Source organism: Neptuniibacter sp. QD29_5 (assembly GCF_047778125.1).
Lineage (GTDB): Bacteria > Pseudomonadota > Gammaproteobacteria > Pseudomonadales > Balneatricaceae > Neptuniibacter.
In genome coordinates, this window is record NZ_CP180556.1 from 949,792 (window position 1) to 973,204 (window position 23,413).

At 43.7% G+C, this 23,413-nt stretch carries 26 protein-coding genes; 15 read left to right on the forward strand and 11 right to left on the reverse strand.

The window, feature by feature from the left end; genetic code table 11:
• Positions 1–41: 41 nt before the first annotated feature.
• Complete coding sequence (locus ACMXYR_RS04275; RefSeq protein WP_415903049.1) at positions 42–2,204, forward strand: tRNA(Met) cytidine acetyltransferase TmcA; 2,163 nt, start codon at positions 42–44, stop codon at positions 2,202–2,204.
• Between the two features lie 16 nt (positions 2,205–2,220).
• On the opposite strand, the gene ACMXYR_RS04280 is transcribed toward ACMXYR_RS04275, so the two are convergent.
• The 3 genes from ACMXYR_RS04280 to ACMXYR_RS04290 form a co-directional block, all read right to left on the reverse strand.
• Complete coding sequence (locus tag ACMXYR_RS04280) at positions 2,221–2,724, reverse strand: TIGR02281 family clan AA aspartic protease (protein WP_415903050.1); 504 nt, start codon at positions 2,722–2,724, stop codon at positions 2,221–2,223.
• 91 nt (positions 2,725–2,815) lie between these two features.
• Positions 2,816–3,565 carry a hypothetical protein gene (locus ACMXYR_RS04285; protein ID WP_415903051.1) on the reverse strand — a complete coding sequence of 250 codons (750 nt, stop codon included), beginning with the start codon at positions 3,563–3,565 and terminating at the stop codon, positions 2,816–2,818.
• A complete protein-coding gene (locus tag ACMXYR_RS04290; RefSeq protein WP_415903052.1) occupies positions 3,562–4,719 on the reverse strand; it encodes a methyl-accepting chemotaxis protein in 1,158 nt (385 codons plus the stop codon). Before ACMXYR_RS04290 ends, ACMXYR_RS04285 begins: the two co-directional genes overlap by 4 nt.
• Before the next feature lie 295 nt (positions 4,720–5,014).
• On the opposite strand from ACMXYR_RS04290, the gene ACMXYR_RS04295 reads away from it, so the two are divergent.
• Both ACMXYR_RS04295 and ACMXYR_RS04300 read left to right on the forward strand, forming a co-directional pair.
• Positions 5,015–5,467: a YaiI/YqxD family protein gene (locus tag ACMXYR_RS04295; RefSeq protein ID WP_415883818.1), complete on the forward strand. Its 453-nt coding sequence runs from the start codon at positions 5,015–5,017 to the stop codon at positions 5,465–5,467.
• Positions 5,468–5,577: 110 nt separating this feature from the next.
• Positions 5,578–5,982, forward strand: a complete 405-nt coding sequence (locus ACMXYR_RS04300) for a phasin family protein (RefSeq protein WP_415883819.1) — start codon at positions 5,578–5,580, stop codon at positions 5,980–5,982.
• Between the two features lie 81 nt (positions 5,983–6,063).
• On the opposite strand, the gene ACMXYR_RS04305 is transcribed toward ACMXYR_RS04300, so the two are convergent.
• On the reverse strand, positions 6,064–7,944 hold the full coding sequence (locus tag ACMXYR_RS04305) for an MOSC N-terminal beta barrel domain-containing protein (protein WP_415903053.1): 1,881 nt from the start codon (positions 7,942–7,944) through the stop codon (positions 6,064–6,066).
• 20 nt (positions 7,945–7,964) lie between these two features.
• Positions 7,965–8,207 (reverse strand): Rho-binding antiterminator, encoded by a 243-nt coding sequence (locus tag ACMXYR_RS04310; RefSeq protein WP_415890582.1) that lies wholly within the window; start codon positions 8,205–8,207, stop codon positions 7,965–7,967.
• Positions 8,208–8,285: 78 nt separating this feature from the next.
• Between ACMXYR_RS04310 and ACMXYR_RS04315 the strand changes: the two genes are divergently transcribed.
• The 4 genes from ACMXYR_RS04315 to ybaK all read left to right on the forward strand — a co-directional run bounded on the left by ACMXYR_RS04315 (position 8,286) and on the right by ybaK (position 10,203).
• Positions 8,286–8,513 (forward strand): DUF3820 family protein, encoded by a 228-nt coding sequence (locus tag ACMXYR_RS04315; RefSeq protein WP_415887313.1) that lies wholly within the window; start codon positions 8,286–8,288, stop codon positions 8,511–8,513.
• Positions 8,514–8,584: 71 nt separating this feature from the next.
• Entirely contained in the window at positions 8,585–9,124 is a 540-nt protein-coding gene (locus tag ACMXYR_RS04320) for a YSC84-related protein (RefSeq protein ID WP_415887314.1), read from the forward strand.
• Positions 9,124–9,693, forward strand: coding sequence for a hypothetical protein (locus ACMXYR_RS04325; protein WP_415903054.1), 570 nt, complete (start codon positions 9,124–9,126; stop codon positions 9,691–9,693). Before ACMXYR_RS04320 ends, ACMXYR_RS04325 begins: the two co-directional genes overlap by 1 nt.
• A gap of 36 nt (positions 9,694–9,729) precedes the next feature.
• The gene (ybaK, locus tag ACMXYR_RS04330; RefSeq protein WP_415903055.1) at positions 9,730–10,203 is read left to right on the forward strand and encodes a Cys-tRNA(Pro) deacylase; all 474 of its coding nucleotides are present in this window, start codon (positions 9,730–9,732) and stop codon (positions 10,201–10,203) included.
• A gap of 9 nt (positions 10,204–10,212) precedes the next feature.
• Here the strand turns inward: ybaK and dksA are convergent, their stop codons facing one another.
• Positions 10,213–10,620: an RNA polymerase-binding protein DksA gene (gene dksA / locus ACMXYR_RS04335; RefSeq protein ID WP_415903056.1), complete on the reverse strand. Its 408-nt coding sequence runs from the start codon at positions 10,618–10,620 to the stop codon at positions 10,213–10,215.
• A 207-nt stretch (positions 10,621–10,827) separates the two neighbouring features.
• Here dksA and ACMXYR_RS04340 point away from each other — a divergent pair, with 207 nt between their 5' ends.
• Positions 10,828–11,706: a DMT family transporter gene (locus ACMXYR_RS04340; protein ID WP_415903057.1), complete on the forward strand. Its 879-nt coding sequence runs from the start codon at positions 10,828–10,830 to the stop codon at positions 11,704–11,706.
• A gap of 14 nt (positions 11,707–11,720) precedes the next feature.
• Here ACMXYR_RS04340 and ACMXYR_RS04345 read toward each other — a convergent pair whose 3' ends face one another.
• The gene (locus ACMXYR_RS04345; RefSeq protein ID WP_415903058.1) at positions 11,721–13,010 is read right to left on the reverse strand and encodes a diguanylate cyclase; all 1,290 of its coding nucleotides are present in this window, start codon (positions 13,008–13,010) and stop codon (positions 11,721–11,723) included.
• A 70-nt stretch (positions 13,011–13,080) separates the two neighbouring features.
• Entirely contained in the window at positions 13,081–13,911 is an 831-nt protein-coding gene (locus ACMXYR_RS04350) for a cupin domain-containing protein (protein ID WP_415903059.1), read from the reverse strand.
• A 150-nt stretch (positions 13,912–14,061) separates the two neighbouring features.
• On the opposite strand from ACMXYR_RS04350, the gene ACMXYR_RS04355 reads away from it, so the two are divergent.
• The 7 genes from ACMXYR_RS04355 to ACMXYR_RS04385 all read left to right on the forward strand — a co-directional run bounded on the left by ACMXYR_RS04355 (position 14,062) and on the right by ACMXYR_RS04385 (position 17,927).
• Positions 14,062–14,538, forward strand: coding sequence for a YHS domain-containing (seleno)protein (locus ACMXYR_RS04355; RefSeq protein WP_415887321.1), 477 nt, complete (start codon positions 14,062–14,064; stop codon positions 14,536–14,538).
• Positions 14,539–14,543: 5 nt separating this feature from the next.
• Complete coding sequence (locus ACMXYR_RS04360) at positions 14,544–14,882, forward strand: thioredoxin family protein (RefSeq protein ID WP_415887322.1); 339 nt, start codon at positions 14,544–14,546, stop codon at positions 14,880–14,882.
• Between the two features lies 1 nt (position 14,883).
• Positions 14,884–15,174, forward strand: coding sequence for a DUF2282 domain-containing protein (locus ACMXYR_RS04365; protein ID WP_415881950.1), 291 nt, complete (start codon positions 14,884–14,886; stop codon positions 15,172–15,174).
• Positions 15,175–15,195: 21 nt separating this feature from the next.
• Complete coding sequence (locus tag ACMXYR_RS04370; protein WP_415903060.1) at positions 15,196–16,107, forward strand: DUF692 domain-containing protein; 912 nt, start codon at positions 15,196–15,198, stop codon at positions 16,105–16,107.
• Positions 16,097–16,861 carry a putative DNA-binding domain-containing protein gene (locus ACMXYR_RS04375; RefSeq protein ID WP_415903061.1) on the forward strand — a complete coding sequence of 255 codons (765 nt, stop codon included), beginning with the start codon at positions 16,097–16,099 and terminating at the stop codon, positions 16,859–16,861. The genes ACMXYR_RS04370 and ACMXYR_RS04375 overlap by 11 nt, the downstream gene beginning before the upstream one ends.
• A 41-nt stretch (positions 16,862–16,902) precedes the next feature.
• Positions 16,903–17,385 carry a DoxX family protein gene (locus ACMXYR_RS04380; protein ID WP_415903062.1) on the forward strand — a complete coding sequence of 161 codons (483 nt, stop codon included), beginning with the start codon at positions 16,903–16,905 and terminating at the stop codon, positions 17,383–17,385.
• 89 nt (positions 17,386–17,474) lie between these two features.
• The gene (locus ACMXYR_RS04385; protein ID WP_415887327.1) at positions 17,475–17,927 is read left to right on the forward strand and encodes an HPP family protein; all 453 of its coding nucleotides are present in this window, start codon (positions 17,475–17,477) and stop codon (positions 17,925–17,927) included.
• A gap of 6 nt (positions 17,928–17,933) precedes the next feature.
• Here the strand turns inward: ACMXYR_RS04385 and ACMXYR_RS04390 are convergent, their stop codons facing one another.
• From ACMXYR_RS04390 to ACMXYR_RS04400, 3 genes are all read right to left on the reverse strand, one after another.
• Positions 17,934–20,600 carry an EAL domain-containing protein gene (locus tag ACMXYR_RS04390; protein ID WP_415903063.1) on the reverse strand — a complete coding sequence of 889 codons (2,667 nt, stop codon included), beginning with the start codon at positions 20,598–20,600 and terminating at the stop codon, positions 17,934–17,936.
• Positions 20,601–21,000: 400 nt separating this feature from the next.
• Positions 21,001–22,056, reverse strand: coding sequence for a DUF3549 family protein (locus ACMXYR_RS04395; RefSeq protein ID WP_415903064.1), 1,056 nt, complete (start codon positions 22,054–22,056; stop codon positions 21,001–21,003).
• Between the two features lie 102 nt (positions 22,057–22,158).
• A complete protein-coding gene (locus ACMXYR_RS04400) occupies positions 22,159–23,340 on the reverse strand; it encodes a diguanylate cyclase domain-containing protein (protein WP_415903065.1) in 1,182 nt (393 codons plus the stop codon).
• Positions 23,341–23,413 lie beyond the last annotated feature (73 nt).

Sequence of the window (23,413 nt, forward strand, 5' to 3'; positions counted from 1 at the left end):
CAGAGATTCACATGGATCCAAGCTGCTCATAGGATTAACGAATGACTGCCATAAGAACTTTGTACTCTCGATTGCTTGAAGATGCAGAGGCACAACAGCATCGGCGTTTACTGGTTTTGAGCGGTACTCAAACATGGTGTTATGAACAAGTTGCGCAGCTGCTTGGTGAAGCCGAATGGCTATGGGTGAGTGAACAAGCGCCGGCTAAAGCACAGTCTGTGCGTGCCACTCAATGTCATCAGTTATTAGGTCAGTCGCTATCTGCGGTGATCTTTGATGCGTGGTCCGGTTTTAATCCCAATGCCTTTGGTCAGATCTCCGGTACTTTAAGTGGCGGTGGAGTGCTGGTTTTACTCTGCCCTGATCTAGATCATTGGGCCGAGTTTGACGATCCAGAACATCAAAGCTTAGTCGCGCACCCTTATTGTTCTTCCGATGCGGGTCGTCGGTTTATCTCGCGTCTAGCGATGATCTTAGAAGATGATGCCTACACGCTGGTGTATCGAGAGGGGCAAGCGCTCGCAGGTGTTGAAGCAGAGCTACCAAGCTCCGCTGCATTGGTCGATCAGCCAGATGATAATGTGGTGTTGCCGAGTAAAACCAAAGATCAGCAACAAGCGGTGGAGTTGATTTTATCTCAGTTTCGTCGTGGTAGACGTCCCGCAGTGATTACCGCGGACAGAGGGCGTGGTAAGTCCGTTGCTTTAGGTATCGCCGCTGCACAGTTATCAGGCTTAGATTTCCAAGATATCTTAGTAACCGCACCTGAACAGTCCTCGGTTGATGAGGTCTTTAGCATGGCCCATCAATTACTGCCTGATTATGACTATCAATTGGGTAAACTTTGTCATTCAGATCACTGCATCCGCTACGTGACACCAGAGCAAGCGTTGCAAGAACAAGGCGAAGGGCAAGTGCTGTTGGTGGATGAAGCTGCTGCGATTCCGGTACCTGTATTGAGTAAGTTACTGCAACGTTTCCCTCGTATTGCCTTTGCATCAACTATTCATGGTTATGAAGGCACAGGGCAGGGCTTTGCGGTTCGTTTTAAGCAAGTGTTGGAAAAGCATGCACCCAATGCTAAATCGCTTCATCTTAATCAGCCGATCCGTTGGGCTGGCAATGATCCGCTAGAACAGCTGACCTTTAATTTGCTGTTACTCAATGCTGAGCCTGCTGCGGCAGATGATCTCAAACGCAGTTGTCAGTCAATTGCCGACTGTCAGATAAAGAAGTTAGATCGTGATCAACTCGCAGAAGATTATCAGACCTTAACTCAGTTGTTTGGTTTGTTAGTGTTGGCTCACTATCGTACATCACCCGGTGATTTAAGGGTGCTGTTAGATAGCCCCAACCTGCATATCTGGCTAATGAAGGTCGGTGGTCAGGTTGCTGGTGCTGCGTTGGTCGCGGAGGAAGGCCCTCTGCCGGAGGAGTTGGTTGATGATATCTGGTCGGGTAAACGTCGTCCTCGTGGTCATCTGTTACCGCAGACACTGGTTGGGCAAGAAGGTGCAAAGGACGCAGCTTTGCTCAAGGCTGGTCGGATTATGCGCATCGCTATTCATCCCGCCTTGCAACACAAAGGCTTAGGTAGAGCGCTGTTATCGACTGTATCTGAAAGCGCAAAGTCTGCAGGCTGGGATTACTTGGGTGCCAGCTTTGCTGCTAGTGCAGAGCTTATAAGCTTTTGGCAGCACTGTGGTTTTGAGACCGTACGTATGGGGTCGACTCGTGACAGTGTCAGTGGTTGCCATGCTGCGTTAGTTTTATCGCCTTTAACAGAGCAGGGGCGGAGCCTTGAAAAGCAGCTGAGACAGCGCTTTATTGAGCAACTCAATTATCGCTTGAGTGATGACTTGGTTGATCTCGACCTGCCTGTGGTGTGCCGTTTATTACAGCATGGTGGGAACCTCCCAGAGTTAACGGTCCATGATCAATCTGATCTGATCGCATTTGCTATGCATAACCGTAATTACGAAGGTTGTGCTTTTGCTATCCACAAGCTGCTTTTACAGTTTTTGGATCAGGTGGAAGATCAGCAGTTAGAGATGTTGCTCGAAAATGAAGAATTCACGCTGCTGATTGAGCGCAGCCTACAGCAAAAAAACTGGGAACAGCTGGAAGTCAAAGGGCAAGGGCGTAAGCAGATGATGCGCCAGCTTAAATCGATAACGGCGTTATTGCTAGATAAACTCTCATAACGCACTTAGGCGCGAGCTAGCGCCTAAGTGTAAGAGTGTTTCCCTTCTGAATGATCTCTAGGTATTTCATAAAGCTCATCCCGAGTAGTACCGTTTCGCCATCCATGTGTGGATTAATATGCCCGCGAACGTTTTGCATGCTAATTCCACCAAGAGTGACGGTATTCAGCTCAGTGTTATACACATCAATCACGCCATTAGCAGTATCTACCTGACGCTTTAACCCTGGTCTAAGGCCAATGCGATCAGCCACTTCTTGTGGCACGCTGATATTGGTCGCGCCGGTATCCAAGAGAAAGATAACCGGTTGGCCGTTAATCTCTCCCGGTGCAACGTAGTGTCCCGCTCTGTTTTGTTGCAGAACTACTTCGTTACTGCTGCTGGTGACGAGATTACGATTGGGATTGTATTTGTCGTTTACCTGCTCTTCAAAGAACAGCCACAACATTCCTAAAAACAGGACCCATGCGACGGCCCACATTCCTTGGCCAATGCGTTTTGGTGTGTGTTGAGATTCCATCCAGCCCCACAAGAATTAATCGATGTTAATTTATTGTAAGGAACTCGCTTGCAGAATAGAACCTCGATTCATTCAATCGTTAACCTGTGCATTAACTCAGTTGTTGTAGATGATCTCTAGTTAGTTGGATCTGTTGATCAATCGCTTGGGTTAGATGGCTAAAGTAAACCCGTGGTTCGATCTTGATCACGTCTGGTTCAAGGATCTCTTGGGTGACCAGTCGGTCGATATCACGAACGGCAGGATCACATAGCTCATTATCACGCATGCTTACCAACAAATACTGCAACTGTACTCTCACAGCTGCAGGGCAGTGGCCTAGGTTGGCTGCTTTGTTACCTAAACCGCGCAAACGCGCGAGAGACTCTGCAAAATGGGGACGGCGGAGTAAGTTTTGCCATAGCTCTTCGCCGTTATGGTCATTATTGCTCGCAGTTAGAGAGCAGATATCTGCGATAACGGTTAGCTCGTGCAGCAGTTTTTCGATCAGTTCACAGTGCTCCATAAAGCTGCCTGCGGGCTCTGCTTCGATCTGCTTCCACTTGGTAAACTGCAGATTAACTCGCTTTATATTGCCGCCGTAGCTTTTATTAAGCAGTGGCCGCCATAGTGAGTTGATCTCATTACTTAGTTGTCGCTGTTGAGCTTGGTTCGTGCTATCTAAATTTGCACAGATACCGCGGTGGCGCTGTAGACTCTGGATTAGATTCAACAGCGCGCTTAGCTGTTCAATTCCGAGTAGTGTCTTTTCGCGACGTTTCTTGCGTAATTTGCCTCGTTTAAACCAACTAGCTAAACCAATTAGAACGAAAAGAAACAATACAAGGCTAATCTCGATCATGATGTCACCTCCTTAGTGGCTGCTTTAAGCGCAAGTGTTTCTAGATAGCCGGTGAGCTCCGTAAGGGAATGCGCTTGTTCACTGTGGTGCTGAAGAATGTTGCCAATATCGGTAAGCTTTTCACTTAACTCGTTACTGGCAGAGGCATGTTCGTCGATCGAGAAGTTAACCTCCTGAATGAGTTCAAGGCTGCGCTCGCTACCAGATTCGATCTGCTGAAGTAGATTGTGCATCTCTTCACAAGTATGTGAGCCGGTTTGTAACTCTTGTTCGCTACGGTTCATGCTTTCAGTGACTTCATTTACACGTGCAAGCATGGAGTTAACCAAAAGGGTGATATCACCTGTCGCTTTTTCGGTATTACCGGCTAACTGGCGTACCTCATCTGCTACGACAGCGAAGCCTCGTCCTGCTTCACCTGCTCGTGCAGCCTCAATAGCTGCATTCAGTGCCAATAAGTTGGTTTGTGCTGCAACTTCTTCGATTGTACTAACGAAAGATTGAATCGCTTCAGCTTCTTCAGATAGCTGAGAGATCTTGGTGCAGGTATCAGTAAACTGATTACGAACACCACTGATCGCGTGGCTCAAATCAGAGGCTTGCTGAGTTCCTTTATTGCATAAGGTCTGCGAGTCTTCGGCACTATTTTGAGTGTTATGCACATGATCTCTGATCAGTTGGACGGTTTGGCTCATCTCTTCTGATGCACTGGCAACTGTTAAGAGCTGATTCTGCTGTTCTGATGCGGCATTTGCGGTGTGCTTAGCTAAGTTCTCTAATTCATGGGTAGAGAACTTCATCTCGTTGCACAGCTGATCGGTTAAGGTATTCAGCTCTTCATAGTCACGGGCAAAACCATAGAGGCTTTGGGCAGCGTCTCTAAGCGGCTTGTCCGAACTGGTATGTCGTGTACGGAACTGCATCTGCTTTTGTGAGAATGCTTCGATCACTAGAGACAAGTTATGCCAGCGACGTTGGCTCAGCAGAATATAGCTGAGCTGAAAATAGCCCAGTGGGATCAATAACCATAATGCTTCTATATAACCGTTTATCAAGATGGCTATTGTGAGTAACCAACCCAATAACATTACTATGCCTGAAGTAAGTAGCGAACAGCGGCTCAATACGCTGTAGCCAAATGTTAGTAGCAGCATCTTAGTGCTCCCCATCAAAATCTATTATCTGGGTATTTTGCAAAACTTAAGCCAGATATTTCATGGAGTTACTCTAATGCCCGATATTGTTACGTTAGAGAGAGATGGCTAATTTTAAAACGCACGGATTTAATTCATCTTTGTGCACTGCGACAGTGCGAGGGCTTTATTCTGGAGCGTTATCTGTTAATCGAAATTGTCTAAAAGAGTGTTAATTTCTATCGGCTTAAATTGTCATAGCGATGTAGAATAACAGTCATAATTGGGCTTTATGCTAAAAGAAAAGAGAGGGTTTATGCACATTTGGGTTGATGCCGATGCCTGTCCAAAGGTTATCAAAGAGATTTTGTTTCGGGCTGCCGAACGTAAACAGGTGCCTGTAACGCTGGTGGCTAATCAATTCCTAAGTACACCACCTTCACCGTTGATTAATGCAGTGCAAGTACCGCAGGGCTTTGATGTAGCGGATAATCATATCGTTGCCAAAATGGAAGAGGGTGATCTGGTGGTAACGCAAGATATCCCATTGGCTTCAGAAGTGATTGATAACAAGGGTGTTGCAATAAATCCTCGCGGCGAACTTTATACTCCGGAAAATATTCGTCAGCGGTTATCTATGCGTGATTTTATGGAGACCCTGCGAAGCTCGGGTGTAGAGACTGGTGGACCGTCTGCTTTTAGTCAGGCTGATCGCCAAGCGTTTGCGAATTCTCTGGACCGTTTTTTAGCAAAAAATCTGAAAAAGTAATTTTTTGTGCGCCGCACAAAAAAAGTTCTTGACTAAAAAACGTACAAGATTTATCTTTGCTGTAAATGGATTGCTGCACCGCAGCAACGGAAACTTTTGGAGACAAAACTATGTACGCTGCTAACAACCCTTTCGCTGATTTCATGAAGCCTGAACTACTATCTAACGAAATCGCTGAGCTATTCAAGCCAGTTCAGTCTCTAGTAGACGTTAACACTAAGACTGTTGAAACTTTGGTTGCTCTTCAGAAAGCATACGTTGAAGAACTAGCTAACGCTTCTGTTGAACAGTTTAAAACTCTATGCGAGTGCAAAGACCCTAAAGCTGCTCTAGACCTACAGGTTCAGTTCTACAAGTCTGTTGAAGCTAAAACTGCTGAAACTGCAGAGAAAAGCGTTGCAGCTATGACTGTTGCTAAAGATGCTTACGTTGCTACAGTTGAAGAGTCTGCTAAAAAAGCGACTGAAATGGCTGAAGAAACTGCTAAAAAAGTTGCTGATCTTAAAGTAGCTTAATTTCAGTTTCATACTGAATAATAAAAAGCCGATGTAGAGAAGGGCATCGGCTTTTTTGTGTCTGCGATTTAGTGTTTTAAATTAAACCTCAATCACGACATCCGTTTCTGGTGTACAGCTACACGCCAGAACTACTCCTCGAGCTTTCTCATCTTCAGAAAGTGGAATTTCCGATTGGCGATGCGCTTGACCAGATACTAAGGTCACTTTACACGCGCCACATACACCCGCACGACAGCCAGAAGGAATCATGATTCCTTGATCTTCAGCTTGTTCTAACAATGTCGTTTGGCTATCGCCGGCAAATGAAACCTCGCCAAAGGTCAGTTTAACACTGTGCTTTTCTGCATCGGGATCAACACCTGGAGGTGCACCAAAGCTCTCTTCAAACCACTGTTGCTCCGCTAAACCTAATTGACGGCAGTAGGTTTTAGCATGATCCATAAAGCCTTCAGGACCACAGCACATCACCGTACGTTCAGGCAGATCCGGAATTAGCTCAATGAGCTGTTGGCGGCTAATACGGCCTTTAATGCCAAGCCAATCATCATCTGGTTGGCTCAAGCTGAAGATGATCTTTAGTTTAGGATTCTGGCGCTCGAGCCAAAGCAGTTCGTCTTCGCAGATTAGATCGGCTTCGGTTCTGGCTTGGTGATAAAACACTATATCGCGTTGGCTATTGCGATCGGTTAGTTCGCGTGCAATCGAAAGCATAGGCGTAATACCGCTACCAGCTGATAGCAGTAGTAATGGCTTATTACCTGTATTGCCTTCGTGGAACTCACCTTGGGGGGCGAGGGCAGGTAACTTATCCCCAACCTGTAAATTATCATGGAGCCAGTTGGAGGCGATGCCATCGGTCACGCGCTTAACCGTGATTGCGATATCTGCTCCTCGGGAAGGCGAAGAAGATGCTGTATAACAGCGGGTAACTGTCTCACCGTTGATCGGCAACATTAAGGTTAGAAACTGACCCGCGATATAATCTGTTGATAGGCCTTGCGGTACTGCAAAACGGAAGGTCACAACATCACGTGTTTCATCAATGCGGCGGATGCATTCTAGATCTACCTGCTGAGTTGCGGCCCACGTTTCTTGGTTTTTACAGTCGTTTGTATCTCTGATAATCGGTGCATTATCGGGGTATTGAGCAGGTTGTTTAACCTCTAATACCTCAACCGTATCGCCTTGCTTAATCTGGCCTTCGTTAAGAGGCACAAGGTTTTGGCCAAAATATACTTCGTTATCCTCACCTTTACGGTAGTTCGCCAAGGTCTTAATTGGTTCACCCGCAGGTACTGGCTGACCGGTTTTTGGATCGATAGTCGTTAGTACGCAGCGTGAGCAATCTTTAACGATCTCAAATTCTACTTCACCAATACGGATGCGCTTCCAGCTATCCTCGGCAAAAGCTTCACATCCTTTTACAACAAGGTTGGTACGGAAGTGATCCATATTTACTTGTGTGGAAGCGCGGCTATTCAGATCAGCCAATGAAGCTTCAGAGATCACAAGTAGAGGGTATCCATCGGCAAACGCGACGGGCTTATCGGGTCTTCGAGAGGTTACGCGTTCTGATTGCTCGCCAAAATAAAGAAGTTGGCATTCACGGCCCAGTTTCTCACTAAACCATTCATCTAGCCATTCGCCACAATGTTGAGCGTTAATCTCGGTTCCCCAAACACGTACCTGACGGTAATTTTGGAAAAAGTCAGGATAGCGCAAACTTAAGTGATCACCATCAGGTGCAATCACCTCTACTCCATCTTCACGTAAAACGGTTTCGAAAAGCAGCATTGAAGGCGCTTGGCGAGCAGATAATAATTCGCCTTCTGGATTGCTCAACATAAAGCGTCGGTCAAAAGACAGCCCGCTTTCTGTTACAAAAGCATCCGATAAACTAATACCGCCTAATGATTTTATGGGGAAAGTATTAATACCACTGAGTTGAATATCTGACACGTCGTCGGCCCTTAAGAGGATTAGTAGGGTAGGCGGCTAGAGATAGAATCTAATCGAACTCTATAGTTGTTACCTTCTTGATCTTCGGCAATCAGAAACTCCCCCTCAGGAGTATATTCGAGATCAAGAAAGCGTAAGCGCTGGCTAAATGCGGTATCATCTTCTTTCCATTCAACAAGATGGATGGCGTTGCGCATACAGGCTAATTCGTAGCCGTCATGAATTTCGCAATTGATAGGTTGATACGCTTGCTTGTCAGCCATGGCCTAAACCCACTATTTATTATTTTCTACAGAATACTGTTTGCTCGTTGTAAATAACAGGCTGTTAAGGGGAAAGCATTGGATCTGGATAAACGTCATCTACTTAAACTGGCTAATATGAAGATGCCTTTTGGTAAGTATCAAGGGCGAGTGCTGCTCGATCTGCCAGAAGAGTATCTACTTTGGTTTGCAAAGAAAGGTTTTCCACAGGGGGAGCTTGGCTCGCTGTTAGAGTTGATGCTAGAGATCCGTATCAACGGCTTAGAATCTGTTTTGCAGCCTTTACGGAATACCCGCTATTCCTAATTAATGTTTCATTCTAATTCGTTATGAGCAACTATTATGTAGTTAACTTAAATAGGCTTAAGGATAGATTCATGCCCAAACAACTATCATCTCTTTTAATTACGCTGTGGATAGCTTTCTTTAGCTTTAATGTAAATGCTGCCTCTAAGGCAGAGATTAGTGCTAAAACCTCTGAGGCGTTACAAAAGTTTTATCAACATAGTTCTGCCGGAAAATCTCTTGTTCAGCAAGCTAAAGGGGTCTTGGTTTTTCCCGAGGTTTACAAAGCGGGCATAGGTATCGGTGGCGAATATGGTGAAGGTAAGCTTTTAGAAAAAGGTAAAACAACGGGTTATTACACCATTGCCGCGGCATCAATTGGGTTTCAGTTAGGTGCCCAAATTAAGTCAGAGATAATCCTGTTTATGACTGATGCAGCCTTAAGGCAATTTAAGCGAAGTGATGGTTGGGAAGCCGGAGTTGATGGCAGTGTTGCTGTTGTAACCGTGGGAGCTGGTGGTGAGATTGATACCAGCACGATTAAAGACCCAATCATTGGTTTTATTTTTTCTAATAAAGGCTTGATGTATAACTTATCCCTTGAAGGATCAAAGATCAGTAGGAAGAGATGATGAAAAAATTATTATTAGCTCTATGTATTAGTGGGTTAGCATTAAATGCTCATGCTGCCAAGCCTGAGTGGGCAGGGCAAGGCGCAGACAAACATCAAGCTAAAAAAGAGGCCAAGCAGGCGGCTCAAAATTATAAAAGGAATGGTAAGGGCTCCGAAGAGGAGCGATCTATCGTAAGTGATTCTAAATCAATTCTGGATGATCTTTTTTCAGATAAAGAGAAAGAGACCATCAAGGATTATTACAATGAAAATGCCAAATCAGGAACAGGTAAATATAAAGGGAAAATGAAAGAGCTGCCTAAAGGCCTTCAGAAAAAACTAGAGCGTGGTGGCGAACTACCTCCGGGTTGGCAGAAAAAGGTCGCTCGTGGCGAAGTGCTAGATAAAGACTTAAGAGATAACGCTGAAGACCTTCCTGATGATTTGCTATCACGCTTACCTAAAGGTGATGCGGCAACTGAGGTTATCAAACTTAAAGATAAAATCATCAAAGTCGGTAAAGGTGAAGGCACAGTAGTCGACATCATCGATATTGCTGATATCCTAACGGGCGGTGGTGCTAAGTAAGCACTGCCAGACCTGAGTGATATGAGTAGATAAAGAATGACCCCAGCGATTAATGCAGCGAAAAAAGCCAAAGTAGCTTATCAAGTTCATGAATATGAGCACGATCCAAGTGCTGAATCATATGGCGACGAAGCTGCACAAGCGCTGGGTTTAGATCCTGCCCAAGTCTTCAAAACCCTCCTCGTTGCTATCGGTGGTGACAACAAAAAACTCGCTGTTGGTGTTGTACCTGTGTCAGGTCAGCTAGATCTAAAAGCAATTGCTACGGCGCTAAAGGCAAAGAAAGTCACGATGGCAAATCCGCAAGATGCAGAACGTGCAACGGGTTATATTGTGGGGGGCATCAGCCCACTAGGCCAAAAGAAACGACTACCGCTTATTTTGGACGAAAGTGCTGGCAACTTTGAAACGATCTGTATGAGCGCAGGCCGCCGTGGGCTAGAGATCGAGATGTCAGCAGAGGATCTGCTTAAGCTAACTTCTGGAAAAATGGCGGCCATTGGGCGTTAATCGGAATTTTTATTCACGAAATAAGCGTTCGTTCGATTCACGGGCTGCTTTGATATCGGCGCAATACTCTGCAGTAGGGCGGAGCAGTAGGCGCTTAATACCTATCTCTTCGCCGGATTCTAGGCAGTAGCCATATTCACCGTTTCGAATGCGAGCTAGGGCGGTGTTGAATTTTGGCAGTAGCTTACTTTCGCGGTCGACAATACGCAGAGAAATACGAGATTCTTCTTCGTATTGTGCACGGTCGGCATCGTCATTCATCTCAGGGCGCTCATTCAGTTGTGCTTGCGCATTTTGAATGTGAGCGATGGTTTCCTGTTTTTGCTGTTCTAAAAACTCTCGGAAAAACTCCAATTGGCTATCATTCATATAGTCCTCAGAACTAGCATTTAAGAGCTCTTCTTTTGTTATTGTCATGCTTTCCTCAAACAATCGATCTAAAAATTAATAAGTTACGTTATATCATTAATTTGTGGGGGCGTGGGAATTTTTGATTTGCCATGTTTAAGGGGCAAAGATCAGAGCTTAATGTTGGGATGCAATTTTGTAAAAAGGAGCAAATAGATAGTTTTGGCAAGTTTCCATGTTATGGTGATCTGACTTTAAGTTCTGGATGTGTGAGTCATGATTAAGAACGATGTGAAGACTCTTAAAGTCTTCCTTTATACATTAATCGCTTTGATAGCTTTTGCTGGTAATTCTGTGTTGTGTCGTTTGGCGCTAGGAGATGAGGCTATAGATGCAGCGAGTTTTACAACAATTCGATTACTTGCAGGGATTGTTATGCTGTTAGCTATATTCAGCTTCATGAACAGAGGTAAAACAAATACCGCTAAAGGTAGCTGGAAAGGAGCATTTTTCCTCTTTGCTTACGCTATTACCTTCTCTTATGGCTATATCACGTTAGAGACAGGAATAGGCGCTTTGGTGCTGTTTGGCTCGGTACAGATCTCCATCATTCTTATTAATATGTTTAAAGGCAATAAACTCCATGCAATGGAATGGGCAGGAACGATCGTTGCGTTTGCAGGGTTTGTTTATTTGATATTTCCAAGCTTAGCGACCCCCTCGATTGTTGGCTTTGGTCTAATGACGATGGCGGGCGTGGCTTGGGGTTTTTACACGCTAGCGGGCAAAGGCTCTACCAATCCTCTTGGGGATACGACCTTTAACTTTTTACGTACACTGCCTTTTGTTCTTCTTCTTGCTTTAGTAACCCTAAGTGATGCGTCTCTATCTAGTGAAGGGATATGGTTGGCTATTCTTTCCGGAGCACTCGCTTCTGGTATTGGCTACGCGATCTGGTATCAGGCTTTAGGATATTTATCAGCTATTCAAGCTGCAGTTGTTCAGTTGCTTGTTCCAGTGATTGCTGCTGTAGGTGGTGTTGTCTTTGCGGGTGAAGAGATTACGGTGCGTCTCGTTATCGCTTCTGTAGTTATTTTGGGCGGGATTATGATTGTTATTACCGGAAAGAAAATGTTGGAAAGGGTAAAGCAATAAATTTGTTATCGATTCTAATGCGACTGGCTAACTAAACTGTTACGGCCATTTTCTTTAGCTTGATATAAATGTTTATCCGCTCGTTGGTATAGATCGCTGACTTGGGTTTTATCGGTGAGCGTCTGTGTACAGGATAAGCCCATGGATACAGTGATATGTGGAGCTGCGGTGTTTTCCTTATGAGGGATCTCTAATTTCTCTATTTCTTGTCGAATGCGATTGGCAAAAATATCTGCTGACTCTTTGCTTTCTTGGGTGAATACAACGGCAAATTCTTCTCCGCCAACGCGGAAGCAGTAGTCTTCTCCTTGTCGGATATTATCTTTAAGCGCTTGGCTGATTTTTTTAAGGACATCATCGCCTTTCAGGTGACCATAAGTGTCGTTATAGGCTTTGAAATGGTCGACGTCTAAGATAAGTAAGCAAAAGTAGGTTTTCTGCCTTTTCGCGCGCTCAAGTACCGCTTGGGATAAGTATTGAAAATTACGACGATTAAACAGGTCGGTTAACGCGTCGGTGACTGCAAGTTTTTCAATTTTTTCTTCTAGGGTACGGGCTTCAGTAATATCTATATGTACCCCGTTCATACGAATGGCATTTCCTTCATCATCTCTGAGGAATACTCGGCCGACATCATGTATCCAGCGCCACTTCCCATCGCCACAGATCATACGGAACTTTGCGTCGTAAATTTCGGTTTCACCATTAAGATGTTTTTCGATTAATTCAACCGTTGGCTCTAGATCTTCGGGGTGAACGATCGAGGACCAGCGCTCAAGACCATCGATCACTTCTGAAAATAGCGTATCATCTTCTCTGAACTCTTCATCTTTATATCTCTTTTGAGTGACCCAAGTTTTATTAGCGATGATTCTGCCTTCTTGTGGGTAGAAGTCCCAACAACCAATATTGGCTCCATTAACAGCATCGTCTAGGCACTTGATTGTTTCTTGGTCTTGCTCAATCTGAGCTTTCATCTCTTGCTGCGAGGTCACATCAGAAAGAGTGCTTAAGATATTTTCCCCATGTTTGACCAAGCGCATCTCGAAATGTTGATTGTCTCGTTGATAGTAAAAATAAGAGGGTTGGTCAGTAGCGGTTTGAGAGCACTGTTTAAATAGCGCTTTTAGCTGTATCGCTTGTTCTTTATTAAACAGGTCGAATATGGAGCAATCTTTTGATGTACTTTCAGATAAACCACGAAATTCTAACTCTTTGCGATTGAAGAACAGGTAGTGACCTTCATCTACGGTTAGCTCTGCAATACCTTGTGGCTGTTGATTGAGTATGTCTAAAAGGTTCATTACGTCTCAAGTACAAAATTGCGACTACAAGTTCCAATTTATTATAGGTGATGCTTGTATGCCAGCCTGATTATCTGGGATTTAAATAGTTTTTTACCCACTGCTTAGGTGTCACACCAAAGTGCTTTTTAAACACTTTGGCCAATGAGGAGGCATTTTCGTAGCCTACTTGGTTGGCAACTAAGCCCACGGGACGATTATTTTTAAGGAGTCCTTTCGCCAACGCCATTCTTAGCCCGGTCACATACTCCATCGGTGCTTGCCCAACCGTATCTTTAAATAGGGCAGCAAACTTCGAGCGAGACATTGCTGCATTCTCGGCCATCTCTTCAACTGTCCATTCATATTCAGGCTTCTCTTTGATCTGTTGCATCAGCTTGCTGAGTAGAGGATGAGAGTCGGCTGCAATTAAACCTAACTCAACAGTTCCGTTATCAATCACATAGCGAAGTACCTGCACCATAAATACATCACATAAGCGATCGATCATTAACTGTTTGCCATGCCGCTGGTCAAATGCTTCTGCAAAAATTTGATGAGCTGTGTTTGAAATCGAACCTGCTTCCTCTATATGGAGACAAAGAAATTTAGGGAGATAGTTAGCTAACAACTTTTGATGAGCCGGAGGGAGCTTAACTGTGGCACAAACCAGTTTGGCATCTTCTGATGGAGCTATTGTAAGTTTGTGGTTGGTTCCGCTCGGGAAAAAAATTACATCGCCTGTATGTAACTCAATGGTGTGCCCTTCATCAGTCGTCAGTGTTAACGACCCTGATTCCAGAAAGTGTAAGTAGCCCGATTCCTTGTCGTCATCAAAGCCTGTGATACCGCAAAGGCTACCACTGAAAAAAACCTCGGCATTGATCTCTAGGTTTTGCAGTAATTTACTCAGCGTATCCATAAAACCTCCTTTTTGGACGATTGGCTCTTTTTGCTGGATTTAGAGCGGCCTTTCCCTCGGTAGTTCCCCGTAACCTATATCTCAAGAACAACGCAACATATTTACCAATATGTATGAGTGTTCATTAAACCATTAACCGAGGAAAAAGAAATGAAATTTACAAAGACTTTGAAATTAGCAACAGCAGCCGGCGCACTTCTTTTAAGCAGCATGAGCTTTGCGGCATCTGTAAATATTGGCACTAACGATGTTGCTATTCATGGTTATGACCCTGTTGCTTACTTTACTAACGATAAAGCGGTTGAGGGTTCTGCAAAATTTACCGCTACGCATGATGGAGCCATTTATCGTTTCTCAAGTGCTAAAAACCGAGACCTATTTAATGCTAATGCTGATAAATACGCACCTCAATATGGCGGTTACTGCGCGATGGGTGTGGCTCTAAACAAAAAGCTAGACGTTGATCCACAAGCATTCCATATCGAAAACGGCAAATTGTATCTTAACTTGAACAAAGACGTTCAGAAAAAATGGCTTACAGATGTACCAGGTCACCTGAAAACAGCTGATCGTATTTGGGCGGGTATTGAAGATCTATCTGTAGCTGCAGCAAACGCTGAAGACTAATTCTTATGCCTGAGTCGAGACTTACGTTTTCTGAAAATGGACATGAGTACTCGCAACCTTTAGCGCTGATCTGGTTCAGCGCTAAATGGTGCGGTCCCTGCCAACAGATGATTCCTGTCGTTAATAGTTTGGCAGAGCGATATGCCGGTGAACTTAAAGTTTTAAAAGTGGATGTAGATCAGCAGCAGGAGTTAGCTGCGAAATTCGCGATTAGAGCGGTTCCCACCTTAGTACTCTTGGCAAAAGACAAGGCGTTGGATCAGCAAGTTGGATCGGTGCCATTAAAGCAACTTGATGAGTGGGTTGCACAGCATTTATCAATTCAGAAAGAACTGGAGAAGTGAAATGGATAATAAACAGCGTATTGCTACAGCAGCCTTAGCCGTTGCTTTGACTTCTATCGCGACTGTACCTGCAGCTCATGCCGGCGGTAAAGAGAAATGCTACGGCGTTGCACTAGCTGGACAGAACGATTGTGGCAACTTGGCAGGTACACACTCTTGTGCGGGCCAATCCAAAGTGGATAACGACCCAGGTGAGTGGAAGTTAGTTGCGAAAGGTACCTGTAAAGATATGGGTGGCCTGCTGAAAGCTGAAGCTAAGAAGCGTTATCAGGAAGCTCAGCAGAACTCATAAGGTTTAATCAGGAGAGAGAAGATGTCCAGTTTAAGCACAGCTAATACAAGTGATGAACAAGGTTTATCAAAGATTGGAGTCGGGTTGCGTCATCCTCACTATAAGGAGGCGTTGCTAAGGACATCTTCCATTGATTTTGTGGAGATACATGCGGAGAACTTTTTTGCCGAAGGTGGAATGTTACCTGAGCTGTTGAATGATATTGCCCTGCAATATCCAATCAGTCTGCATTCGACATCCATGGGCTTAGGTTCTGCCGTGGGTATCAACGGAGATTATCTGCAACGTTTAAAGCAACTGTCACAGCAGATTAACCCCATATTGATCTCTGACCACGCTTGCTTCACTTGGAGCAATATCAATGGAAATTCTGTGCACGCTGGCGATCTTCTGCCTCTTGAATTTACTCAACAGAGTTTGCAGGTGATGGTTGATAACGTGAATCAGGTCCAGCAGTTATTGGGACGTCAGATTTTAGTTGAGAACTTGTCTGCTTATGTGGAATTTAACTTTTCGGATATGAGTGAAACTGAGTTTTTATCAGAGCTGGTGGATAAAACTGGGTGTGGATTGCTAGTAGATCTTAATAACTTGCTGGTAAATGCTCGTAACTTCAGTGATCAAAAGCCTTTAACGGTCGCGCGAAAGTGGTTACGAGAAATCCCCTCTAGCGCGGTAGGTGAAATTCATTTAGCGGGTTTTACGAAGGTTAAAGAGGGTGAGTTGGTCATTGATGATCATAGCCAACCGGTATCGCCTGAATGCTGGTTGTTGTATCGCGATGCTGTCGCGTTGTTTGGAGCTGTAACGACCTTAATTGAGTGGGACAACAATTTACCTACTTGGAGCACATTACTTGATCAAGCTTCAAAAGCGAGATCTATCTCCACGGAGGTTCATTATGACACTGGGAGGCTCTCTTATGCTGTCTGATTCAACATTGTTGGTTCGTCGTCAAGCTGCATTGATGACGTTGATTTTTTCGAATGAGGAGAGCGATACAGTCACTGATCGAATCAGTCAGGGTCTGAAGATTTATCAGAATAATCTTTTAATGACTGCAGCAAGAGCGATCTCTTTAAAGTATCCGGTTTTAGAGCAAATGGTGAGTAACGAAACCATTGTTGCCTTTACCAATCAGTTACTAAAAAAAGAGTTACCTAAATCAGGTGATTGGGCTGATTGGGGTGGGATGTTACCTGCGCTCATCTCAGAAAGTTCTCTAGCTGATGATCATGCTTATCTGTCAGAAGTGGCTCGTTTGGAGTGGTTTGTTCATCAGGCAGCCAGAGGTAAAGTCGCCCAATTAGAGGTAGAAACACTTTCAAATCTAACTGAAAGTGATTTAGACAGTGTTTCGCTCCACCTGTCGCCGACCTTACAGGTCATGGAAAGTCATTTTCCGGTGTATGAACTATGGGGTTTACATCAGGTTCCAGATGAGGAAGTTGATGAGGGAGAGTTATATCGCTTGTTGGTGGGGAATACTGCTCCTCACTATTCCATGGTATTTCAACAGGATTATCGCGCGCGTATTCAAACGTTAACTGCTCAGGAATACGCATGGTTTAGGGATGTTTTAGCTGGCATGAGTGTTGAGCGCTTATTAGGTCAGCATCAAGAGATTGATTTTGTGAGTTGGATTGAGCAGGCAATTAATCAGCAGTGGCTTGTTGCTATTAAGTAAGCCGAGATCCAGTCAGTAGCGATTTATGAGAGGTTTTAGAGATGATTTCTATCGTTAGTAAATTTTATAAAGGTTATTTAGAGGGTGAAGGTAAATTGGCTAAAACCCATGATCTTGTTTCGTTGGTTGCGCGTTTCTATGTCGCACAGGTGTTTTTTAATGCTGGCCTGACCAAAATTCAGGATTGGGATACAACACTATTCTTATTTGAGGAGGAGTACCAAGTTCCATTTTTACCCTTTGAATTGGCTGCTTATTTAGGCACTTTGGGAGAGCTAATTTTACCTGTTTTACTACTTACTGGTGTTTTGACGCGTTTCTCAGCAGTAGGTCTATTTTTTGTGAATGTAGTGGCTGTAATTAGTTTGGTAGAAATTGCACCCGCAGCACTGTATCTACATTACATTTGGGGCTTAGTGCTAGCTCAGATCATTATTTACGGTGGCGGTGTGCTTTCCGTAGATCATGTTTCGAGCAGGTTTCTTATTAACCGTCAAAATACAGAATTGGAGCGTACTTTATAGGCTTAATTTATAGGTACTAATTAAAGAGGAAGTGGCTGAACTACTTGCCACTTCTTTGGTGGAAAAGCTCACACATCTAAGAGGGTTATATGAAGCAAATTACCACATCCATAATGGCTGGGTTAGGAGCTGCTATAGCTATTGGCTTGCTAGCCTTAATTGAAACCTCATTTAAAGATATTGCGTTTTTAATGGCGCCATTTGGGGCCACAGCTGTATTAGTTTTTGGAGTACCGAATAGCCCTTTAGCTCAGCCTAAAAATGTGATCTTTGGGCATCTGTTGACTGCATTTATTGGTGTTTTCTTTAGTCAGTATTTTGAAGTAAGCCCATTAACTCTGGCCATTGCAACGGGCTTAGGTGTAAGTGCAATGTTGGTGAGTAAAACAACACATCCACCTGCGGGAGCAAATCCTATCTTGATTATGCTATCCAGCCAGGGGTGGGCCTTTCTGGTAACTCCTGTTTTGATTGGTTCACTTGTGATTGTTTTAGTGGGGAAGGTTTTTCAGCAGGCGCAATCAAAATTGCAACCTGCGTAATGATCACTAGCTACAGGTTTGTTTAACCTGCTTAGTTAGCATGGTTTCAAATACATCAGGTGTGACCGGTTTACTGAAGTAGTAACCTTGAGCCATATCGCAGCTTTTTTTCTGGAGCAGGTTCATCTGCTCTTGGGTTTCTACTCCTTCAGCGATAACTTTCAAACCAAGGCCGTGAGCCATATCGATGGTGGCGTAAACTAACTCTAAATCCGCAGGATCGATAGAGATATCATTGATAAAACTGCGATCGATTTTAAGAGTATCGAACGGGTAACTTCTCAAGTAACTTAATGAGGAGTAACCAGTACCAAAATCATCCATGGATATGCTGACACCTTGCCCATTAAGTTTGGCGATTGCCTCATCAATATCTGCATGTTGCGCCATCAAAACGCCTTCAGTGATTTCTAATTCCAAATTAGAGCCAAGTATCTGATTAGTTGTCATTTCTTCAGTTATGTACTCGATCAGTTGTGGGTCCCTAAACTGGCGCGGCGACAAGTTGATGGCAATCTTGAATTCAGGAAGTAGAGTTTTGATCCAGTTGCTACTTTGATGCATCGCTTCCTTCAGAACAAACTTGCCAATATTAACAATTAAGCCAGTGTTTTCTGCAACAGGAATAAATTCAGAAGGCGGGATACTACCTAACATTGGAGAGTTCCAACGTAACAATGCCTCTGCGCCAATAATGTTTTGCGTTTTCAGGTCGATTACTGGCTGATACAGAACATGTAGTTCTTTACGATCAAGGGCATTATGTAACTGTTCTTCCAATAACAAACGGCGTTCAGCACCAATATTCATCTCTTCAGTAAAATAATGGTAGCTATTTCGCCCTTGCGCTTTGGAGTGATACATCGCTGAGTCAGCATTTCGAAGGAGTTCAGCAGGACTTGTACCATCACTTGGATAAACTGATATGCCAACACTCATCGTTAGCATAATCTCCCGGCCATCCACATGCAGTGCCTTGCGGAATTGGGATACGAGGTTTTGTGCTATGGGTTGTGCTTGTTCTGCATTATCAAGATGATTGAGTAATACAATAAATTCATCTCCACCTAAGCGACCAACTGTATCGGCGTCTCTTACTGATAGTTCTAATCGCTTAGCCGCTTCTACAAGGATCTTATCACCAGTGGCATGCCCGAGGGTGTCATTGACCTTTTTGAAATCGTCCATATCTAGGAATAATACAGCGACCGCGTGTTTATTACGCTTTGCCTCCAGTAACATGGTTTCTAGACGGTTTAGGGATAGAAAACGGTTTGGAAGGTTTGTTAGGCTATCAAAATGGGCTTGGTGGAGGATTTTTTCTTCTTGTGCTTTCTGCTGGGTAATATCCTGTTTTACAGCTAAATAGTGCTTAATTTGTCCTTCAGAATCGTATACAGGCGCAATGTGAGCTTGTTCCCAGAATATCTCTCCATTCTTTCGCTGGTTTTGAAACTCTCCACGCCAAGATTTACCTTGCCCTAGGTGCTGCCAAAGTTCTGCATAGCGCCCTACCGGTGTGCGGCCTGATTTTAAAATTCTAGAGTTCTGCCCCTGAATCTCTTCTCTGCTGAAGCCTGTTACTTGCTCAAAAGTGGAGTTTACGTACTCTATGTCCCCTTCTAGAGAGGTTATTACTACCGATACAGGGCTTTGTTCAATCGCCTGAGAGAGCGTTAGTATATGTTCTTGGGCTTTGCGTTTTTCAGTTATATCCCGGCTTATGCCAACCAAACCTTGAAGTAGGCCATTAGTATCCCAGAACGGTGTTTTCAGTGTTTCCAAGAGAATTCGGTCCCCTGAATTGTGATTGCACCATTGTTCTTGGTTATCTGTCGTAAGGTGTTCAGTGACTAGATTTTCTTCTTGTTCATTTTGGATGGCTTGTGAATCTACAAAAAGGTCGTGATCGGTTTTTCCAACAATGTCTTCTTCAGTTTTACCTAAGAATGTCTGAAACGCTTTATTACAACCTAGATATGTTCCTTGGGTATCTTTGATAAATATCTGGTCGGGTAAAGCATCAATTAAGCCTTTAAGAAGGCCACGCTCGCGGTTTAGGTTTTGTCTACTAATCAGAACTTCCCGTTCAGCTTCTCGCCTATCTTGCTGCCTGCGCAAAATCAGACCAAGTAACATTGTACCAATAGGGTAAAAGGAAAGAAGCGTAGGGGCGATAGCAGCAATAATCTTGAAGCGTAGGTCTGCGGGCATAAACAGCATGAGTCCTAGTACGACTATTTGCACTGAAAGGCCGAGTAAGTATAGTCGCCACCAGTTGAGCGGTTGCTCATATTTCTCACTGAGGTAACGCCAGATTAATCCAATTCCGGCGGGCAATATGATTACGGCAGAGCCTACATACATTCCGGCCCCGCCCTGAAAAATACGTAGGCTGACTGCCATTACAACAGCTATGCAGGTTGGGACAATACCAAAAAATAAACCACATAAGCTGATCAGTACCCACCTGGCATCAAAGAAAACACCGGGTGTTAATTCCCAAGGGGTTAGCATTACAGCCATAGCTAGCAGGCCGACTAATACGCCAGAAACGCTGTCACGAAGTAATCTGTGTCGAATGTTTTGTAGACCAAGTGAATCGTAGACGATCCCCATTGCGAGGAGTAGGGCAACGTTGTTAATTAGGCCAGTAAAACTAGAGGTTTCCATGAATACTAATCTTCTCTCACTACCTAGATGCTATAGGGGTAAACTTCGAAAAGAAGCCTATATTATATTAGCCTTAATGATTATACGGATATAAGAATTATTTTAGAAATATTAAAGTGTTAGAACTAGGTAAAAATAGTGCTTTTCAGTTCCAATTCTTATGTCCAAAAGTCATGTATGTCTAGTCATAGACTATCAAGTGCTTCTAATACCACTCTAGAGAACGTTAATAAGAACACCTTTGAGCATTGTCTAAAGTAGTCGTAAGTTCAGTATAGAAAGGAAATCGGACTCTGTAGTCTGATTTGTTGGTAGCTTGATGAAAAATAAAGAGAACTACCGAAAGGGAGAAGGGCCGAAACCTCTTTGATTCATGCAGACAGTTTCAGCCGTAGAATAGTTACTTGAAGTTGGCGCCGAACATTTCGCCAATAGCTTGGCTCAAGGCTTCGCTACGATCTTCGTTACGGAATTGCATTAGGATAAGTGCACGTAGTGCTGGCATAAACATCAGGTCGGACAATACGCGAGAGAAGCCCGCTTGGCCTGCTTTGCCGATGGCAAGCTTTTCTAAAAATATGTGAAGTGTTGCTGGTTCCTGCAGTGTTTCATGACAACGCGTAGCAATTGAAACGATCACTTCTGCCTCTAGGGCATAATCGCTTTCCAGAATTTTATTGATGATCTCTTGCTTTCTTGGTGTATTACGCGCATTTGAGATGCCGCGTGTAATGGCTGCGATATGATTGGCGCTTGCTGTCCCACGATCCAATGTTTGTTCAGCACGTAAGCTTAGAGCCTCAAACAGTTGGTGGTCCGGTTCAATGCTTTCCACGCAGGTACACAATACTTCGAAAGGTACATCCGGTAGCAGCGGAATCGCTTTAGTTAACAATTTTTTGTTATTGCCTTTTTCGTGACGAATTACTAGATCGGCAATTCCTTGATAACCTAGAGATTGCCAATTATCAAAACCAATTTGACCTGCAAAATACTGTTCTGCATGTTCATAGTATTGTGAAGCTGGTTCGCTTGATGCCAGTGTAGAATAGGCATGGAATAGTGCCATTTTTTCCTGATCAGGTTTGAATGAGAAAGGATTGTCTTTTAAAGCATCCTCTGGCATTTCACCTGTTTTTTCATGTTGTAGGATACCGCCGGCATTTTTAAGTAAACGGCTAAGAAGGTCATCCCGGACCGCTTGAATTAAAAAGCCTTGCTCATCCAAAGGCAACTTTAGAAACCACGCTGCGCCTTGTTCTTTATTTTTTGGATTCCAGATCATTAACGCTATCCATGCGTGTTGAAGATATGGATAAGGATAAGGTGTCTGTTGGTTCTCTATCTTTTCAAATTGCTCGGTTGAGAGTTTTTGTACACGACGGCCCATATCAAAAAAACGGACCTGACCGCCACTCTGGCGAAGAAGTTGAGATAGTGAAGAGATATCAGACATGATGGGCACCTTAAGAATCAGGCCCGCAATTTTAGCAGTTCTGAGTGGGGTATCAATATAGCCCAGAAGTGTTCATTCTTTCGTAAGGTTTAATGTTGATTACTAAATAATGTAAAACTGATTTTTGCCCATTTTCTTGGCTTGATACATTGCTTTATCTGCCAAGGTTATAGCTTCCTCCGCATTTATGTCTTCTAAAGCGTAGATATATAAACCGATGCTTGCAGAGATGTGGGTTATTTGTCCATCGACTAGTAGCTCCTTGTTAATTATTTCTAAGAGCTTTTGAATTACAGCTATGGCTTGGGTTGAGGAGTCAATTTCAGACAAAATAAGTAAAAACTCATCTCCTCCTAAACGGCCTAACATGTCTGAACCTCTAATGACTTCGGAAATGCGATTTGAAATATTTTGAAGGCATTGATCGCCGATATCATGACCGTAGGTGTCATTAATCGGTTTAAAGTCATCAAGATCAATAAATATAATGGCTGCCTTATGTTGTTTACGTTTTGCTGCTGCGAGCACAATCTCAAGCTGGTGAAGTAAAAATCTCCGATTAGGAAGTCCAGTTAGGTTATCGTGGCAGGCGAGGTGGTGAAGCTCTTGATTGGCAATCCTAATCAATTTGTTCTGCTTAGAGGTTGTAACCATGACATATAAGGCAAACATAAACCCTCCCAATATTATCAATACCATTCTGGTTATCAGTTCAGACAATACCTCGTCCATTTTGTGAGCAGAATCTTGCCAAACCTTTTCATTCTGCGCTTGTTGCAACGTGATAAATTGGTCCAGGAGGCCGGCAATAGTTGTTTTGTCTTTTAGTACTTTACTTAGTTCTAGGCGAAAGTCTTGAAAGCGATTATTAGTGAGTAGTTCTGTGAAAGTTCGTAATTCTGGGAATCGATTTGCGGTTTGTTTATCTAGCTTGGCAATTATGTTCTGTTCGGGAGGATCTAGCTCAGTGTTTAATAGGGTTAAACGTGATTTGTGATATTCACTACCCTGACTATAAAACGTATTGAAGAGCTGTTTTCTTGCTTCAGGAGTTTCAAGTAATGTCATCTGCCAGAGAAGAATAGCTCTTTCTCGGACGGCTGCGCGCATTGCCATAGCGGCTCGTAGCTGTACGTCATTGTTGCTGTTGGCAGTGGTTAATTCGGCGCGTAAATTAGCATATTGTTGATAGGAAAAAACGGAAGTATAAATAAACGCCAGAAAGATAGCGCTGAAGCCAATCAGATAAAAAAAGAATCTAAAGCCTGATCCCCTATGTACCATGTCCTTTCGTCAGTCATATTGTGAATAACATCTAACAGTCTAGTTGATATTAATTTATTCGGGATTTAGGTGT

Coding starts and splice junctions, on each gene's coding strand:
- ACMXYR_RS04275 (WP_415903049.1), top strand. CDS start 42: ATGACTGCCATAAGAACTTTGTACTCTCGATTGCTTGAAGATGCAGAG.
- ACMXYR_RS04385 (WP_415887327.1), top strand. CDS start 17,475: ATGAAGCAAATTACCACATCCATAATGGCTGGGTTAGGAGCTGCTATA.
- ACMXYR_RS04380 (WP_415903062.1), top strand. CDS start 16,903: ATGATTTCTATCGTTAGTAAATTTTATAAAGGTTATTTAGAGGGTGAA.
- ACMXYR_RS04395 (WP_415903064.1), bottom strand. CDS start 22,056: ATGTCTGATATCTCTTCACTATCTCAACTTCTTCGCCAGAGTGGCGGT.
- ACMXYR_RS04280 (WP_415903050.1), bottom strand. CDS start 2,724: ATGGAATCTCAACACACACCAAAACGCATTGGCCAAGGAATGTGGGCC.
- ybaK (WP_415903055.1), top strand. CDS start 9,730: ATGACCCCAGCGATTAATGCAGCGAAAAAAGCCAAAGTAGCTTATCAA.
- dksA (WP_415903056.1), bottom strand. CDS start 10,620: ATGACAATAACAAAAGAAGAGCTCTTAAATGCTAGTTCTGAGGACTAT.
- ACMXYR_RS04295 (WP_415883818.1), top strand. CDS start 5,015: ATGCACATTTGGGTTGATGCCGATGCCTGTCCAAAGGTTATCAAAGAG.
- ACMXYR_RS04350 (WP_415903059.1), bottom strand. CDS start 13,911: ATGGATACGCTGAGTAAATTACTGCAAAACCTAGAGATCAATGCCGAG.
- ACMXYR_RS04375 (WP_415903061.1), top strand. CDS start 16,097: ATGCTGTCTGATTCAACATTGTTGGTTCGTCGTCAAGCTGCATTGATG.
- ACMXYR_RS04345 (WP_415903058.1), bottom strand. CDS start 13,010: ATGAACCTTTTAGACATACTCAATCAACAGCCACAAGGTATTGCAGAG.
- ACMXYR_RS04325 (WP_415903054.1), top strand. CDS start 9,124: ATGAAAAAATTATTATTAGCTCTATGTATTAGTGGGTTAGCATTAAAT.
- ACMXYR_RS04370 (WP_415903060.1), top strand. CDS start 15,196: ATGTCCAGTTTAAGCACAGCTAATACAAGTGATGAACAAGGTTTATCA.
- ACMXYR_RS04285 (WP_415903051.1), bottom strand. CDS start 3,565: ATGATCGAGATTAGCCTTGTATTGTTTCTTTTCGTTCTAATTGGTTTA.
- ACMXYR_RS04300 (WP_415883819.1), top strand. CDS start 5,578: ATGTACGCTGCTAACAACCCTTTCGCTGATTTCATGAAGCCTGAACTA.
- ACMXYR_RS04355 (WP_415887321.1), top strand. CDS start 14,062: ATGAAATTTACAAAGACTTTGAAATTAGCAACAGCAGCCGGCGCACTT.
- ACMXYR_RS04400 (WP_415903065.1), bottom strand. CDS start 23,340: ATGGTACATAGGGGATCAGGCTTTAGATTCTTTTTTTATCTGATTGGC.
- ACMXYR_RS04360 (WP_415887322.1), top strand. CDS start 14,544: ATGCCTGAGTCGAGACTTACGTTTTCTGAAAATGGACATGAGTACTCG.
- ACMXYR_RS04310 (WP_415890582.1), bottom strand. CDS start 8,207: ATGGCTGACAAGCAAGCGTATCAACCTATCAATTGCGAAATTCATGAC.
- ACMXYR_RS04340 (WP_415903057.1), top strand. CDS start 10,828: ATGATTAAGAACGATGTGAAGACTCTTAAAGTCTTCCTTTATACATTA.
- ACMXYR_RS04390 (WP_415903063.1), bottom strand. CDS start 20,600: ATGGAAACCTCTAGTTTTACTGGCCTAATTAACAACGTTGCCCTACTC.
- ACMXYR_RS04290 (WP_415903052.1), bottom strand. CDS start 4,719: ATGCTGCTACTAACATTTGGCTACAGCGTATTGAGCCGCTGTTCGCTA.
- ACMXYR_RS04365 (WP_415881950.1), top strand. CDS start 14,884: ATGGATAATAAACAGCGTATTGCTACAGCAGCCTTAGCCGTTGCTTTG.
- ACMXYR_RS04320 (WP_415887314.1), top strand. CDS start 8,585: ATGCCCAAACAACTATCATCTCTTTTAATTACGCTGTGGATAGCTTTC.